Here is a 14,738-nt window from a genome sequence, read left to right as displayed (position 1 = left end):
GCTCTAGCACTCCCGCCGACCGTCATTCCGGGGCGCGCGGAGCGCGAGCCCGGAATCCATAACCACGATCGGGAGTATGGATTCCGGGCCCGCGCCTCAGACGGCGCGTCCCGGAATGACGAGGTATTATTGAGAGGAACGACCATGGCGACCCACAAACTGCTGCTGCTCCCCGGCGACGGTATCGGCCCCGAGGTGATGGGCGAGGTGAAGCGGCTGATCGACTGGCTCAATTCGGCCGGGATCGCCAAGTTCGAGACCGACACCGGCCTGGTCGGCGGCTCGGCCTATGACGCGCACAAGGTCTCGATCTCCGAGGGCGACATGGCCAAGGCCAAGGACGCCGACGCCGTGATCTTCGGTGCGGTCGGCGGCCCGAAGTGGGATGCCGTGCCTTACGAGGTACGCCCCGAAGCCGGCCTGCTGCGCCTGCGCAAGGACCTCGCGCTGTTCGCCAATCTCCGTCCCGCCGTGTGCTATCCGGCGCTGGCCGATGCTTCCAGCCTGAAGCGCGAGGCGGTCGAGGGACTCGACATCGTCATCGTGCGCGAGCTCACCGGCGGCGTCTATTTCGGCGAGCCCAAGACCATCACCGATCTCGGCAACGGCCAGAAGCGCGCCATCGACACCCAGGTCTATGACACCTATGAGATCGAGCGCATCGGCCGCGTCGCCTTCGAGCTTGCCAGGAAGCGCAGGAACAAGGTGACGTCGATGGAAAAGCGCAACGTCATGAAGTCGGGCGTGCTCTGGAACGAGGTCATGACCCAGGTCCACAAGCGCGAATATCCCGATGTCACGCTCGAGCATCAGCTCGCCGATTCCGGCGGCATGATGCTGGTGAAGTGGCCGAAGCAGTTCGACGTCATCGTCACCGACAACCTGTTCGGCGACATGCTCTCCGACATCGCGGCGATGCTGACCGGCTCGCTCGGCATGCTGCCCTCGGCCTCGCTCGGCGAGGTCGACGTCAAGACCAAGAAGCGCAAGGCGCTGTACGAGCCCGTGCACGGCTCGGCGCCCGACATTGCCGGCAAGGGCCTCGCCAACCCGATCGCGATGATCTCGTCCTTCGGCATGGCGCTGCGCTATTCCTTCGACATGGGCGATCTCGCCGACAAGGTCGACCAGGCCATCGCCGCCGTGCTCGCCAGCGGCCTGCGCACCGCCGACATCAAGTCGGAAGGCACCACGTCGGCCTCGACCACGCAGATGGGCGAGGCGATCCTGAAGGAATTGCAGAAGCTGCACGCGTAGGGCGGAGGAATCGTAGCCCGGATGGAGCGCAGCGAAATCCGGGTTCTCTCCCTGCGGACAGACCTTCCCGGATTGCGCTTTGCTCCATCCGGGCTACGGCACTCGGAGCTCCCTCATGGATGCCTCACCCCGCCCCAAAATCGCGGAAACCGTCGTCCATGAGACGGTGCGCTTGCGCGAGGCGCGGATCGGGCGGCGTTGCGAGGTGCTCGCGGGCACGCGCATCGAATATGCTTCGCTCGGCGACTACACCTATCTCGGCGAGAATTGCGACGTCGCCGATGCGGCGATCGGCAAGTTCACGGCGATCGCCAATTCGGTGCGGATCGGCGCGCCGAACCATCCGATGGGCCGTCCCTCGCAGCATCGCTTCACCTATGTCCCCGAATATTACGAGGCGGGCGCGACGCGCGACCGCGACTTCTTCGCGGATCGCCGCGGCGATCGCGTCATCGTCGGCAACGACGTCTGGATCGGCCACGCCGCCATCCTGCTGCCGGGCGTCAGCGTCGGCGACGGCGCGGTGATCGCCGCGGGCGCGGTCGTCAGCCGCGATGTCGAGCCCTACACCATCGTCGGTGGCGTTCCCGCCCGTTCCATCCGCAAGCGCTTTGACGATTCTGTTGCCGCAAGCCTGCGCCGCATTGCCTGGTGGGATTGGCCGGATGCGCTGATCTTCGAGCGCTTAGCCGATTTCCGTTCCGAGGCCATCGAGGAATTTTGCCGGCGCTATGACCCGGCAGCCAACGCGTAAGGCGGACGCACCTCGCGAAAAACAAGAATGGCCGGGCGTGAGCCCGGCCATTTTGATTCGGATCGCTGCCCGCCTCAGTACAGCGGGAAGTTCTGCGGATAACCGCCGACATCCTGCGGCGGGGAGAGCGGCTGGCGGTCGATCGGACGGTTGAGGTTCTCGCGGGCGAAGGACGGATAGCCCACGGCCGGCGGGAAGGCGTAGTCGGTGAACTTGCGGTCGCCCGGATTGACCTCGGTGCCGCCGTCGAGCCAGGAGCGCTTGCTCACATAGATGCGGGTGCGGCCCTGCTGGTAGACCGCGTTGGGGCCGCTCGGGCCGTAATAGGGCCGGCCGCGCTCGTCATAGCGCTGCTTGGTCCTGGTGTCGGCGGAGGCCGGGGTCGCGAACGCGATGGCCATTGCGGCGCCCGCCGCAAGCAATGTCGCCAGTTTGTTCGCGGCCAACTTGTTTACACCAGCAAATTTCAAGCTCATCACGTCCCCTTCAGGCGGCAGGCCGCCAGTCGATTTCACCCCATACTAGCCCGGCCGGGGCGGACGCAACTAGGTCAATTGGGTCACACCAGCTCGGAATAATCGTGCGCGTCGGCAAAAGTTGCATGCAAACCAGCCACTTGAGCTTGATGCCGATCAAAGCGCTCCGCGCAATTGCGCGTTCGCTGCGCCGAGCAGCCAGTCCGGCGAGCCCTGGGGGCTGCAGCCACGGCGCCTGAGCTCGGCATGGGCGAACAATTCCGCCAGCCTCGGCTCGTTGCCCGAAGCCAGCAGCGTCAGCCGGTTCAGCGTGCAGGCGATCGCCGCACGGCGGGCGGGCAAGCTGTCGCCCTGGCAGGAGAAGCCGGAGATCTGCAAGCCTGGCTCCTCGTAGCGCTTGAGATAGCCGAGGCAGGCCCGCGCCCCCTCCACCGCGCCGACCGGCCGGAACAGGGCAACGGGGCCGAATTTGGTGTCGATCAGGCCGGCCTGCTCGAGCGGGGTACCCGCACCCAAACCGATCTGAGCGGCCAAGCCCGCGGCTGCCGGCCGTGTCACGTCGAATTCGGCGCCGAGGCGGTAGATTTCGAGCTCGGCCACCGGCTTGTCCGCCGCGTCGGTCCAGCGCAGCACGTCCCTACGGCCGCCTTCGGGGTGCCGAAAGATGGTGTAAGAGGCTGTTTTCTCTGACGAATCGTTCCGGCTGACGGCGAACGCCGGGTGCGAGCGCTCGGCCGTGCTCCAGCCCGGCTTGTCCGCAGGACCATCGCCGCGCAGGTCAGGCAGCTGTCCCAGGCCTGCGAGGGCGAGGATGGCAAACAGGGCGAGCGCCACCACATAGGCGACCAGATGCGCCAGCGTACCGACGACCTCGTCGGCAAAGGCCAAGAGCGTCAGCTGGATCTGGGTAGGGCTAACGGCCGTGCTGGCCTCAGGCGACTGCATCCACGGCCTTCAGGCATGGTCCCACGTTGTCTTGAGGCCGGTTCTCGCATAGAAGCGCTGCTCTTCCTGTTTAAGCGTCAGCTTCGGGAACGGGCTTTTTCATCGGAGAGTGAACGATGGGTTACAAAGTCGCAGTCGTCGGCGCGACCGGCAATGTCGGTCGGGAAATGCTCAACATCCTGGATGAGCGCAAATTCCCCGCGGACGAGGTCGTGGCCCTGGCGTCGCGCCGCAGCGTCGGCGTCGAGGTCTCCTATGGCGACCGTACCCTGAAGGTCAAAGCGCTCGAGCATTACGACTTCTCCGACGTCGACATCTGCCTGATGTCGGCGGGCGGATCGGTGTCGAAGGAATGGTCGCCGCAGATCGGCGCCGCCGGCGCGGTCGTGATCGACAATTCCTCGGCCTGGCGCATGGACCCGGACGTGCCGCTGATCGTGCCGGAGGTGAATGCGGCCGCCACCGAAGGCTTCAAGAAGAAGAACATCATCGCCAACCCGAACTGCTCGACCGCGCAGCTCGTAGTCGCGCTCAAGCCCTTGCACGACAAGGCGACGATCAAGCGCGTCGTGGTCTCGACCTATCAATCCGTGTCGGGCGCCGGCAAGGACGCAATGGACGAACTGTTCTCGCAGACCAAGGCCGTCTACACCAATGACGAGCTGGTCGCGAAGAAATTCCCCAAGCGCATCGCCTTCAACGTCATCCCCCACATCGACGTCTTCATGGAGGACGGCTACACCAAGGAAGAGTGGAAGATGATGGCGGAGACCAAGAAGATCCTGGACCCCAAGATCAAGCTTTCCGCCACCTGCGTGCGCGTGCCCGTGTTCGTCGGCCATTCCGAGGCTGTCAACATCGAGTTCGAGTCCCCGATCAGCGCCGACGAAGCCCGCGAGATCCTGCGCAAGGCGCCCGGCTGCCTCGTCATCGACAAGCAGGAGCCCGGCGGCTACGCCACGCCCTATGAAGCGGCCGGCGAGGACGCGACTTACATCAGCCGCATCCGCGAGGACGCGACCGTGGAGAACGGCCTCGTGCTGTGGTGCGTGTCCGACAACTTACGCAAGGGCGCCGCCCTCAACGCGATCCAGATCGCGGAAGTGCTGATCAACCGCAAGCTGATCACCGCGAAGCAGAAGGCGGCGTAACCGGCTTACATCGGCCGGACTTCGACCACGTCAGGCACGAAGTGCTTGAGCAGGTTCTGGATGCCGTGCTGGAGCGTCGCCGTCGATGACGGGCAGCCGGAGCAGGCGCCCTTCATGTTGAGATAGACGATACCATCCTTGAAGCCGCGGAAGGTGATGTCGCCGCCGTCATTGGCGACTGCCGGCCGCACCCGGGTCTCGATCAGGTCCTTGATCATGTCCACGGTCTCGGCGTCGGCCTCGTCGAAGAACTCGTCCTCGTCGTCGAGATCGGCCTCACTGTGCGCTTCGCCGCCGGCAAGCAGCGGCGCGCCCGACATGTAGTGCTCCATGATGGCACCGAGAATCGCGGGCTTGAGCTGCTGCCATTCACCGCTCGCTTTGGTCACGGTGATGAAGTCCGATCCGTAGAACACGCCGGTGACGCCGGGCACGTCGAACAGCTTTTCGGCGAGCGGCGAACGCGCGGCCGCTTCGCGGCTCGCAAATTCCATGGGGCTGCCGTCGACCACGACGCGGCCAGGAATGAACTTCAGCGTGGCGGGATTGGGGGTGGCTTCGGTTTGAATGAACATGGTTTTCTCCAGACGTCGCCGGTTCAAGGCCGGCGCGTGCTCTATCCCCTAGCAGATGGCGACGGCGAACGCACGGTCAAGGGGAGGGAATGATGTTCTGCTGTCATATCAGCGGGTTAGTGAGGTTCTTCCTTACCCTCCCCTGGAGGGGGAGGGTCGATCGCGCGCAGCGCGAGCGGGGTGGGGTGATCTCTCCACTCGGGCAGCGTCCCACGCGGAGAGACCGTCACCCCACCCCGTCTCATGCCTCGCTTCGCTCAACATGAGCCGACCCTCCCCCCTCCAGGGGAGGGTAAGAGGAGCACCGTCGCTACGACAGCGAATCCACGCTCTGGTCGCTCAGCGCGCCTGAGATGATCGTCACCGGCACCGGGAACGTGCCGAGCGCATGCGCGAGCAGCGAAACCAGAGGTCCGGGCCCTTCCGCGCCGGGATTGGCGGCGAGCACCAGCATGGCGATATCGGGGTCCTCGTCGATCACGGCCAGCAGCTGCTCCAACGCTTCGCCTTCGCGGATGACCCGCTCCGGCGTGATGGCGGCGATGCCGTTGGCGCGCCCCGCGGCGCGGTCGAGCGCGGCTTCGGCGGCTTCCTGCGCCTCGGCGCGCATGATGTCGGCCACCCCCAGCCATTCCTGGCTCTGCTGTTCCGGCTCAATGATGCGCAGCATCACGACGCCGCCGCCGGCACGGATCGCCCAGCGGCTGGCGTAATAGACGGCGCGATCCCATTCGGCGCTGTCGTCGACGATGACGAGGCATTTGGGTTTGTGGCCCGGCTCGTAGCAAAGTCGCTTGCTGGTCATGCATGTCCCGGATTCTGCACGGAGGGCATGCTGCCACACTCCCGCAATGTTTGGGAGAGGCGAAGCGGCCGGCGCCGTCGCGCCAGCCGGCGAAGCGCGCCTTAGCGCCGGCGGATGAAGCCGACGATGTCCTTGGAGAGCTTCATCGTCTCGTCAGCGATGGCGCGGGCCCGGTCCGAACCGTCGTTCAGGATCGTGTCGATATGGCCGGGGTCGGCGACGAGGCGCTTCATCTCGCCGGCGATCGGCGCGAGTTTTGTCACGCACAGCTCCGCCAGCGCGTTCTTGAAGCTGGAGAACTGGCCACCGCCGAAATCGCGCAGCACGTCCGCCTTGGAGCGGCCGGACAGCGCGGCGAAGATGCCGACCAGATTGTCGGCCTCGGGCCGCGCTTCCAGGCCCTTCTCTTCCGTCGGCAGCGGCTCCGGATCGGTCTTCGCCTTGCGGATCTTCTGCGCGATGGTGTCGGCATCGTCGGTGAGATTGATGCGCGAATTGTCGGAGGCGTCCGACTTCGACATCTTCTTGGTGCCGTCGCGCAGGCTCATCACGCGCGTCGCCGGCCCGGTGATCAAGGGTTCCGGCAGCGGGAAGAACAGCCCGTCATTGGTGCCCTGCGCGCGGATCGAGTCGCCAAAGTCGTTGTTGAACTTCTGCGCGATGTCGCGCGAGAGCTCGAGATGCTGCTTCTGGTCTTCGCCCACGGGAACGTGGGTGGCGCGATAGAGCAGAATGTCGGCGGCCATCAGCACGGGATAGTCGAACAGGCCCACGGAGGCGTTCTCGCGGTCCTTGCCGGCCTTCTCCTTGAACTGGGTCATGCGGCCGAGCCAGCCCATGCGTGCGACGCAGTTGAAGATCCAGGCGAGCTCGGCATGACCGGAGACCTGGCTCTGGTTGAACACGATGTGCTTCTTCGGGTCGATGCCGGCCGCGATGAACGCCGCGGTCACCTCGCGGGTGTTGCGCGCGAGCTCGACCGGCCCGCCCCAGACGTCCACCCCTTGCGTGATCGCGTGCATGTCGACGACGCAATAGATGCAATTGTGGGTTTCCTGCATCTTCACGAAGTTGACGATCGCGCCGAGGTAATTGCCGAGGTGCAGATTGCCCGTCGGCTGGACGCCCGAAAAGACCCGTTCAACGAATGGCATGGTCAGCCTTCCCATAGGTATTCGGCCGTCGTTTCCAACAGCGGCGCTGCCCCGTCAAGGGTCTTTCCACCTCTCCCATGGGGAGAGCATAGGCCGCCATACGGCGGCCGTTCTTAAAAGACGACGCCGAAGCGGAGCTTCGGCTATGCGCGAAGCGACGGGTGAGGGGCTGCGGCCTCTCGTGGGACCAAGTCCCCTCACCCGATTTGCTGCGCAAATCGACCTCTCCCAATGGGAGAGGTGAAGAGAAGGCGCGCTCTCTAGCGAGAGGGTCGTTTCAATGCGTTAACCGCCTCGCGCCAGGAGGCGGCACCGAGGATCTGCAGCAGCAGGCCGTAGACGGCGATCCCGGCCGCGATCTGCAGAGCCAGCACGACGAATTTGGTCAAGCCATGGATCTTGAAGCCATGGGTCTCGGCCGGCAGCAGTCCCGCGGTCAGCCAGAGCAGGGCGCCCATGGCGAGCGCGGCGAGCACGATCCGCGGCAATCGCGTGCGGGCCGCCGCGTCGATCGAGAAGCCGAACTCGCCCGCGCCCTTTCGGAGCAGCGAGAGCGTGCTGCTCCAGGCGCCCGCCGCGATGCTCGCCGCGATCCCGCTCGCGCCGAAAAAATGGCCGAGCAGGACGCCCAGCACGACAGCGACCATGAAACCTATCGCGGTGGCCAGCAGCGGCGTCATCGTGTCGCTGCGGGCATAGAACGCCGGCGACAGCGCCTTGATCAGCACATGCGCCGGCAGGCCCAGCGCCAGCCACATCAGCGCGCGCGCGGTGGCCGCGCTGTCCTCCGCGGCGAACGCGCCATGCTCGAACAAGAGCCGCACGATCGGCTCGGCGAGCACGATCAGGCCGAGCGTCGCCGGCAGCGCCAGCCCGGCCGCAAGCTCCAGGGCGCGGGATTCGGCATGCGCCACCGCGTCGCGATCGGAGCTAGCGACGGCGCGCGTCAGCTCCGGCACCAGCACGGTGCCCATGGCGACGCCGACGATGCCGAGCGGCAGCTCGATCAGGCGGTTGGCGAAATAGAGCCAGGACACCGCGGACGGCGTCGCGGACGCGATGATCGCACCCGCCACCATCAGCCATTGCGGCCCTGAGCTTGCGATCATGCCGGGGATCGCCTTGGCGAAGAAGCCGCGCATCTCCTTGTCGAAACTGACACGCAGCGGTGTCGCCAGGCGCGCGCTTCGCTGCGACAGCAGCATCAAGAGTTGCAGCAGGCCGGCGAGGCCGACGCTCGCCGCCAGGATCCACGCGGCGAAGCCGGCCTCTGCGCGCCCGACAAGCAGCATCGCGATCGCGGCGATCAGCGCAATGTTGAACAGCAGCGGCGAGAATGCCGTCAGCGTGAAGCGTCCCTGCGCGTTGAGCAGTCCCATCAGCACGGTGACGGGACCGGCGAAGGCGAGATAAGGCAGCATCAGCCGCGCGTTCTCAACCGAGAGATCGAGCGTGCCGCTGCCGAGGAATCCCGGCGCGATGACCGTCATGATCAGCGGCATCAACAATGCGATCAGCAGCGAGATCGCGATCAGCGCCGCGCTGACCGTGCCGAGCACGCGCCCGGCGAACGCCGCGGCTTCCGCCGCCCCGTCGCGGTCCCGCACCCGCAGCCAGGCCGGGATCAGCGCCGCGTTCAGCGCGCCCTCGCTGAGCAGCCGCCGCACCACGTTGACGAGCTGGAACGCCGCCAGAAACGCGTCCGCCACGGCGCCGGTGCCGAGCAGCGCCGCAATCAGGGAATCGCGGGCAAAACCCAGGAGGCGCGAGGCCAGCGTTCCCGTCGAGACGGTCAGGAAGGAGCGGATCATTGCTCTCGAAAATACCGTTGCTTGCCCGCCAAGGCCCGGTCGTGATAGGCCGCGAGCTTGGATTTCAGGCCGACAGGAAGCGGATTTCCGGTTAGATCGCAATCCGGCAAACAGGATCAAGGTGAATGGCTGACGTGAAATATGACGTTCTCGGCATCGGCAACGCGCTGTTCGACGTGCTGGTTCGGACCGACGAGGCTTTTCTGGCCAAGCATGGCATGGCCAAGGGCAGCATGTCGCTGATCGACGAGGCGCGCGCGGCCGCCATCTACAAGGACATGGGTCCGGCGACCGAGGTCTCGGGCGGCTCGGCCGCCAACACCATCGTCGGCATCGGCAGCCTGGGGGCACGCGCCGCCTATGTCGGCAAGGTCAAGGACGACCAGATCGGCAAGCTCTACGTTCACGACATTCGCGCCGCCGGCGTCGTCTTCAACACGCCCGCCGCCACGGACGGCCCCGCCACAGGCTGCTCCTACATCCTGGTCACCGGCGACGGCGAGCGCACCATGAACACCTATCTCGGCGCGGCGCAGGACCTGTCGCCCGCCGACATCGACCCGGCCGAGATTGCCGGTGCTGGCATCGTCTATCTCGAAGGCTATCTCTGGGACCCCAAGAACGCCAAGGAGGCCTTCGTCAAGGCGGCCAAGATCGCCCATGACGCCAAGCGCAAGGTGGCGCTGACGCTGTCGGATTCCTTCTGCGTCGATCGCTATCGCGACGAGTTTCTTTCGCTGATGCGGGGCGGCACGGTCGACATCGTGTTCGCCAACGAGTCCGAGCTGCACTCGCTCTACATGACCTCGGACTTCGACACCGCGCTGAAGCAGCTGCGCAACGACGTCAATCTCGGAATCGTCACCCGCAGCGAGAAGGGCTGCATGGTGGTGTCGTCGGAAGACGCCGTCGCAGCGCCGGCCTTCCCGGTCGAGAAGGTGGTCGACACCACCGGCGCCGGCGACCTGTTCGCCGCCGGCTTCCTCTACGGCCTCGCGCGCAACTTCGGCTACAAGCAGTGCGGCGAGCTCGGCGCGCTCGCTGCCGCCGAGGTCATCCAGCACATCGGCGCCCGCCCGCAGGTGTCGCTGAAGGAGCTGGCGCAGCAGCGCGGGCTGACGGGGTAGCTCTTACCCTGCCCTGGAGGGGAGGGTCGATCGCGCGCAGCGCGAGCGGGGTGGGGTGACAGTCTTTCAGCACGTTCGGTGGTGCGTTCCGGCCCGTGTGCATTCGCGGCTGTTGTGTGGCCTTCTATATTGAGATCTTCGCCGCGGCTTCACCCCACCTCGGTTCGCATGCAGCTTCGCTACATGCGAACCGATCCTGCCCCTCCAGGGGAGGATGGGACTTCATGTCTCGGCCGCCTTCTCACTAAACAGCTGCATCAGGATCGGCGCGGCAAGCGCATCTAGGTACCTGCGCCGGTCGCGATGTCGTGACTTGACGGTCTTGGTCCCACGCAGGACGACAACGGGGCTGAACGGCGACGCTGCTTCACAATCAGTGGTAGATCGCCGAAACTTCGCCCTCACCTGAGGCGGGCTGCAGGCGATATGTTTCGTGAGTTTTCGGACAGCTGAAACATTTCGTGAGCTGCCGCGTTCAGCGCCAGGCCCAATCCATGGGTCGATTAAGACTTGATGCAAATGTTGCCGGCCGTGGGTGGGCGGCGAGGGGGACCTCAGATGATTTCGACCTGGAGCGAATGGAAGCGCTATCCCCGTCCCGGACGCGGCGAGAACCTGGAGGCGCCGATTTCGCCCGGGATTTACGAGGTCCGCATCGCCGGCACCGGCGCGCTCTATTCCTTCGGTGCGGTCGACAATCTGGCGCAGGCGCTGGCGCTGCTGCCGGTCGGCTCGAAATCCTGGTTCGGCCGTCGCGACACCTCCCACGTTCCCGATCTCGAATACCGGACCTGCGCGACCTCAACGAAGGCGGACGCCAAGGCCGCGGCCGAGCGCATGATCGGACGCCGCGAGACCTATATGAGCGGCGCGGCGTAACCCCACCGCTCCGAGTTTAACTCCCAGCAGATGTGCGATGCGGGGCGGTGCATTGCGCATCGCTTGCTCCTATATTCCGGGCCAATCCGATCGTCCTCAGGGAGTACGCCATGACACCGACCGCCGCCGCACGCGCCCCGCAAGCCACCGCAACCCTGCGCGACCGGTTGAAGGACCCCTCGCTGCTGAAGGAAGCCTGCTACATCGACGGCGCCTGGGTCGGCACGCCGGTCTTCGCCGTCAACAATCCCGCCACAGGGATCGAGCTCGCGAAGGTGCCGCAGCTTGGTGCTGACGACACCACCCGGGCGGTCGAAGCCGCAGAGCGCGCCTTTCCGGGCTGGGCCAAGCACACGGCCAAGCAGCGTTCCAATATCTTACGCAAATGGTTCGAGCTGATCACCGCCAACCGCGAGGATCTCGCGCTGATCCTCACCTCCGAGCAGGGCAAGCCGCTCACCGAGGCCCTCGGCGAGGTCGATATCGGCGCCGCCTATATCGAGTTCTTTGCGGAAGAAGCCCGCCGCGTCTATGGCGAGACCATCCCGACCCAGCGCGCCGATGCGCGCCTGCTCGCCATCAAGCAGCCGATCGGCGTCTGCGGTGCGATCACGCCGTGGAATTTCCCGAACTCGATGATCACGCGCAAAGTGTCTCCGGCGCTGGCCGCGGGCTGCACCGTGGTGCTCAAGCCCGCCAACGAGACGCCGCTGTCGGCGCTGGCGCTGGCCGTGCTCGCCGAGCGGGCCGGCATCCCCAAGGGCGTGCTCAACATCATCACGGGTGACGCACCGCCGATCGGCAAGGTGCTGTGCGAGCATCCGGCGGTGCGCTTCGTCGGCTTCACCGGCTCGACCGCCGTCGGCAAGATCCTCTATCAGCAGGCTTCCGTCGGCGTGAAGCGGCTCGGCCTCGAGCTCGGCGGCAACGCGCCGTTCATCGTGTTCGACGATGCCGACATCGACGCGGCGGTCGAAGGTGCGATCGTCTCGAAGTATCGCAACATGGGCCAGACCTGCGTCTGCGCCAACCGCATCTACGCCCAGGACAAGATTTACGACGAGTTCGTGCACAAGCTGTCGAAGAAGGTCGCGGCGATGAAGATCGGCGACGGCACCGAGAGCGGCGTCACGCAGGGGCCCCTGATCAACATGAAGGCGGTCGACAAGGTCGAGCGCCACATTGCCGACGCCGTCAAGCGCGGCGCCAAGGTCGTCACCGGGGGCAAGCGCAGCGAGCTCGGACGCTCCTTCTTCGAGCCGACGGTGCTGGCCGACGTCAAGCCGGACTCGCTGGTGTCGCAGGAGGAGACCTTCGGTCCGCTCGCACCCGTGATCCGCTTCAAGGACGAGGCCGACGTCATCGCGATGTGCAACGCCTCTCCATTCGGCCTCGCTTCGTACTTCTATTCCCGCGATATCGGCCGTGTCTGGCGCGTCGCCGAAGCGCTGGAATCAGGCATGGTCGGCGTCAACACCGGCCTCATCACCACCGAGGTCGCGCCCTTCGGCGGCGTCAAGGAAAGCGGCTTGGGCCGAGAAGGCTCGCGCCACGGCATGGAAGAATATGTCGAAATCAAATACGTGATGATGGCGGGGGTGTGAGAGCCGCCGTTATCCCGGACCTCGTAGCCCGGATGGAGCGCAGCGTAATCCGGGGCCATCGTCAATTGTGGCACGATCCCGGATTGCGCTGCGCCCCATCCGGGCTACGTGTCCGTACTCGAAGCCGCGACAGAGCCTAAATCTTCAGCTCTTTCCCCGTCACGCGGCGATACGCTTCCAGATATCGCTTGCTGGTCGCCTCCACCACGCTGGCCGGCAGCGGCGGCGGCGGGGCGTCGCCGTTCCAGCGGCCGGCGCGGCGCTCGACGTCGAGATAGTCGCGCAGGGGTTGCTTGTCGAAGCTCGCCTGCGGCTGGCCGGGCTTGTAGGCGTCCACCGCCCAGAAGCGCGAAGAATCCGGCGTCATCACCTCGTCGATCAGGATGATGCGGCCGTCCTTGTCGCGGCCGAACTCGAACTTGGTGTCGGCGATGATGATGCCCTGCTCGCGGGCGAGCTCCTCGCCGAGCGTGTAGGTCGCCCGCGTCATGCTCTCCAGCGTGTAGGCGACCTCGTCGCCGACCACCGCGCGCATCTTCGCGATGGTGATGTTCTCGTCATGGCCGCTCTCGGCCTTGGTCGCCGGGCTGAAGATCGCCGGCTCCAGCTTCTCGCTCTCGACGAGGCCCGGCTTCAGCTTCTCGCCGGCGAGCGTGCCGCTCGCGGCGTATTCCTTCCAGGCGGAGCCTGAAAGATAGCCGCGGATCACGCATTCGATCGGAAACACGGTGGTCCGCTTGCACAGCATGGCGCGGCCGAGAATCTCGGCGCGGTGCGGTTTCAACGCCGGCACGGCCGCGACGATCTCGTCGGTGTCGGCGCTGATCATGTGATGCGGCACCACGCCTTCGAGCTCGCCAAACCAGAACGCGCTGATCTGGGTCAGCACCGCGCCCTTCATCGGGATGGTCTCGCCCATCACGACGTCGAACGCGCTGATGCGGTCGGTGGTGACGAGCAGCAGGCGGTCGCCGTCGACGGCGTAGATATCGCGCACCTTGCCGCGTCCGATCTTGGATAGAGGCAGGTCGCTGGAGAGCATGGTGGTCATCGGCAAAGCCTTCGCACAGGACATCCGGCCGCGTCTGACGGCGCGACCGGAAACCGGATTAGCCTATTCCGGCAGCGGAATGAACTCATGTTCCTGCGGAACTGCCGCGAAGCGGCCGGTTTTCCAGTCCTGCTTGGCCTGCTCGATCCGCTCCTTGCTGGAAGAGACGAAATTCCACCAGATGTGGCGCGGGCCTTCCAGCGCATCGCCGCCGAGAAACATCATCCGCGTCGCCTTCAGCGCCTTCACGGTGATGCGGTCGCCGGGCCGGAAGATCAGGAGGCGCGGCCCCTCATAGCGCTCGTTCGCGATCTCGACCTCGCCGTCGACCACATAGATCGCGCGCTCCTCATGATCGGGATCGAGCGGCATGCTCGCGCCCGCCGCCGCCGTGACCTCGGTGTAGAACCAGGGCGAGACCATCGAAACGGGCGAGGTGATGCCGAAGGCGGAGCCCGCGATCACCCGCGCGGTGAAATCGCGCTCCGAGATCATCGGCAGGTCGCCAGCCGCATAATGCTGGAACGACGGCGCGATCTCTTCCGAGCCTGCCGGCAGCGCGATCCAGCTTTGCAGGCCGAGCATCTTCTGGCCCGAGGCGCGCTGCGCATCCGGCGTGCGCTCGGAATGCGCGATGCCGCGGCCGGCCGTCATCAGGTTCATCGCGCCGGGCGCGATCTCCTGGACGTTGCCCTCGCTGTCGCGATGCATGATCGCGCCGTCGAACAGATAGGTGACGGTGGCAAGCCCGATATGCGGATGCGGCCGCACGTCCATGCCCTTGCCGGAGACGAACTGCACGGGACCGAAATGATCGAAGAAGATGAAGGGCCCCACCATCTGCCGCTTGCCGTGCGGCAAAGCCCGCCGCACCGCGAACCCGTCGCCGAGATCGCGCGTGCGTGGCACGATGACGAGATCGAGCGCATCGCAGGACATGGGATCGCCGAGCACGGGATCGTTCGAGGGCTGCCAGCTCATGGGGTGGACTCCTTTTGGCTTTCTTGAGCGCGATCGTAGCAGGATTTCGCATCGCCGTCGCGACAAAGGCCGAACCACATACTCCACTGTCATGCCCCGGCTTGCCGCCTTCGCTGAAGCTTCGGCGTGCCGAGCGCACCTGCAGGCCTCGGCGTAGCCCTGGCGGAG

General features: G+C 65.8%; 14 protein-coding genes. 6 read left to right on the top strand and 8 right to left on the bottom strand.

Features of this window, described 5'->3' with window-relative positions:
* The first annotated feature begins 144 nt into the window (after positions 1-144).
* Both leuB and N2604_RS00150 read left to right on the top strand, forming a co-directional pair.
* The gene (gene leuB / locus N2604_RS00155) at positions 145-1,257 is read left to right on the top strand and encodes a 3-isopropylmalate dehydrogenase (RefSeq protein ID WP_260373284.1); all 1,113 of its coding nucleotides are present in this window, start codon (positions 145-147) and stop codon (positions 1,255-1,257) included.
* A 115-nt stretch (positions 1,258-1,372) separates the two neighbouring features.
* Positions 1,373-2,011 carry a DapH/DapD/GlmU-related protein gene (locus N2604_RS00150; protein WP_260373283.1) on the top strand — a complete coding sequence of 213 codons (639 nt, stop codon included), beginning with the start codon at positions 1,373-1,375 and terminating at the stop codon, positions 2,009-2,011.
* Between the two features lie 74 nt (positions 2,012-2,085).
* Here N2604_RS00150 and N2604_RS00145 read toward each other — a convergent pair whose 3' ends face one another.
* Positions 2,086-2,487: a hypothetical protein gene (locus N2604_RS00145; protein ID WP_260373282.1), complete on the bottom strand. Its 402-nt coding sequence runs from the start codon at positions 2,485-2,487 to the stop codon at positions 2,086-2,088.
* A 156-nt stretch (positions 2,488-2,643) separates the two neighbouring features.
* Positions 2,644-3,432, bottom strand: coding sequence for a hypothetical protein (locus tag N2604_RS00140; protein ID WP_260373281.1), 789 nt, complete (start codon positions 3,430-3,432; stop codon positions 2,644-2,646).
* 116 nt (positions 3,433-3,548) lie between these two features.
* Here N2604_RS00140 and N2604_RS00135 point away from each other — a divergent pair, with 116 nt between their 5' ends.
* Positions 3,549-4,583 carry an aspartate-semialdehyde dehydrogenase gene (locus N2604_RS00135; RefSeq protein ID WP_260373280.1) on the top strand — a complete coding sequence of 345 codons (1,035 nt, stop codon included), beginning with the start codon at positions 3,549-3,551 and terminating at the stop codon, positions 4,581-4,583.
* Positions 4,584-4,588: 5 nt separating this feature from the next.
* Here the strand turns inward: N2604_RS00135 and N2604_RS00130 are convergent, their stop codons facing one another.
* The 4 genes from N2604_RS00130 to murJ all read right to left on the bottom strand — a co-directional run bounded on the left by N2604_RS00130 (position 4,589) and on the right by murJ (position 8,928).
* Positions 4,589-5,158, bottom strand: coding sequence for a NifU family protein (locus tag N2604_RS00130; RefSeq protein WP_260373279.1), 570 nt, complete (start codon positions 5,156-5,158; stop codon positions 4,589-4,591).
* A gap of 310 nt (positions 5,159-5,468) precedes the next feature.
* Positions 5,469-5,963: a universal stress protein gene (locus tag N2604_RS00125; RefSeq protein WP_172787987.1), complete on the bottom strand. Its 495-nt coding sequence runs from the start codon at positions 5,961-5,963 to the stop codon at positions 5,469-5,471.
* A gap of 101 nt (positions 5,964-6,064) precedes the next feature.
* Positions 6,065-7,117 (bottom strand): tryptophan--tRNA ligase, encoded by a 1,053-nt coding sequence (gene trpS / locus N2604_RS00120; protein ID WP_260373278.1) that lies wholly within the window; start codon positions 7,115-7,117, stop codon positions 6,065-6,067.
* A 260-nt stretch (positions 7,118-7,377) separates the two neighbouring features.
* A complete protein-coding gene (murJ, locus tag N2604_RS00115) occupies positions 7,378-8,928 on the bottom strand; it encodes a murein biosynthesis integral membrane protein MurJ (protein WP_260373277.1) in 1,551 nt (516 codons plus the stop codon).
* Positions 8,929-9,053: 125 nt separating this feature from the next.
* Between murJ and N2604_RS00110 the strand changes: the two genes are divergently transcribed.
* From N2604_RS00110 to N2604_RS00100, 3 genes are all read left to right on the top strand, one after another.
* Positions 9,054-10,055, top strand: coding sequence for an adenosine kinase (locus N2604_RS00110; RefSeq protein WP_260373276.1), 1,002 nt, complete (start codon positions 9,054-9,056; stop codon positions 10,053-10,055).
* 558 nt (positions 10,056-10,613) lie between these two features.
* On the top strand, positions 10,614-10,934 hold the full coding sequence (locus tag N2604_RS00105) for a hypothetical protein (RefSeq protein ID WP_025033192.1): 321 nt from the start codon (positions 10,614-10,616) through the stop codon (positions 10,932-10,934).
* Positions 10,935-11,044: 110 nt separating this feature from the next.
* Positions 11,045-12,538, top strand: coding sequence for an NAD-dependent succinate-semialdehyde dehydrogenase (locus N2604_RS00100; RefSeq protein WP_260373275.1), 1,494 nt, complete (start codon positions 11,045-11,047; stop codon positions 12,536-12,538).
* A 136-nt stretch (positions 12,539-12,674) separates the two neighbouring features.
* Here the strand turns inward: N2604_RS00100 and N2604_RS00095 are convergent, their stop codons facing one another.
* Both N2604_RS00095 and N2604_RS00090 read right to left on the bottom strand, forming a co-directional pair.
* A complete protein-coding gene (locus N2604_RS00095) occupies positions 12,675-13,589 on the bottom strand; it encodes a phosphoribosylaminoimidazolesuccinocarboxamide synthase (protein WP_260373274.1) in 915 nt (304 codons plus the stop codon).
* A gap of 63 nt (positions 13,590-13,652) precedes the next feature.
* Positions 13,653-14,570, bottom strand: coding sequence for a pirin family protein (locus tag N2604_RS00090; RefSeq protein ID WP_260373273.1), 918 nt, complete (start codon positions 14,568-14,570; stop codon positions 13,653-13,655).
* Positions 14,571-14,738 lie beyond the last annotated feature (168 nt).

The organism is Bradyrhizobium sp. CB1015 (assembly GCF_025200925.1).
Taxonomy (GTDB): domain Bacteria; phylum Pseudomonadota; class Alphaproteobacteria; order Rhizobiales; family Xanthobacteraceae; genus Bradyrhizobium.
Note: the sequence above shows the minus strand (reverse complement) of the source record. Positions and strands in the feature narration are given on the sequence as shown.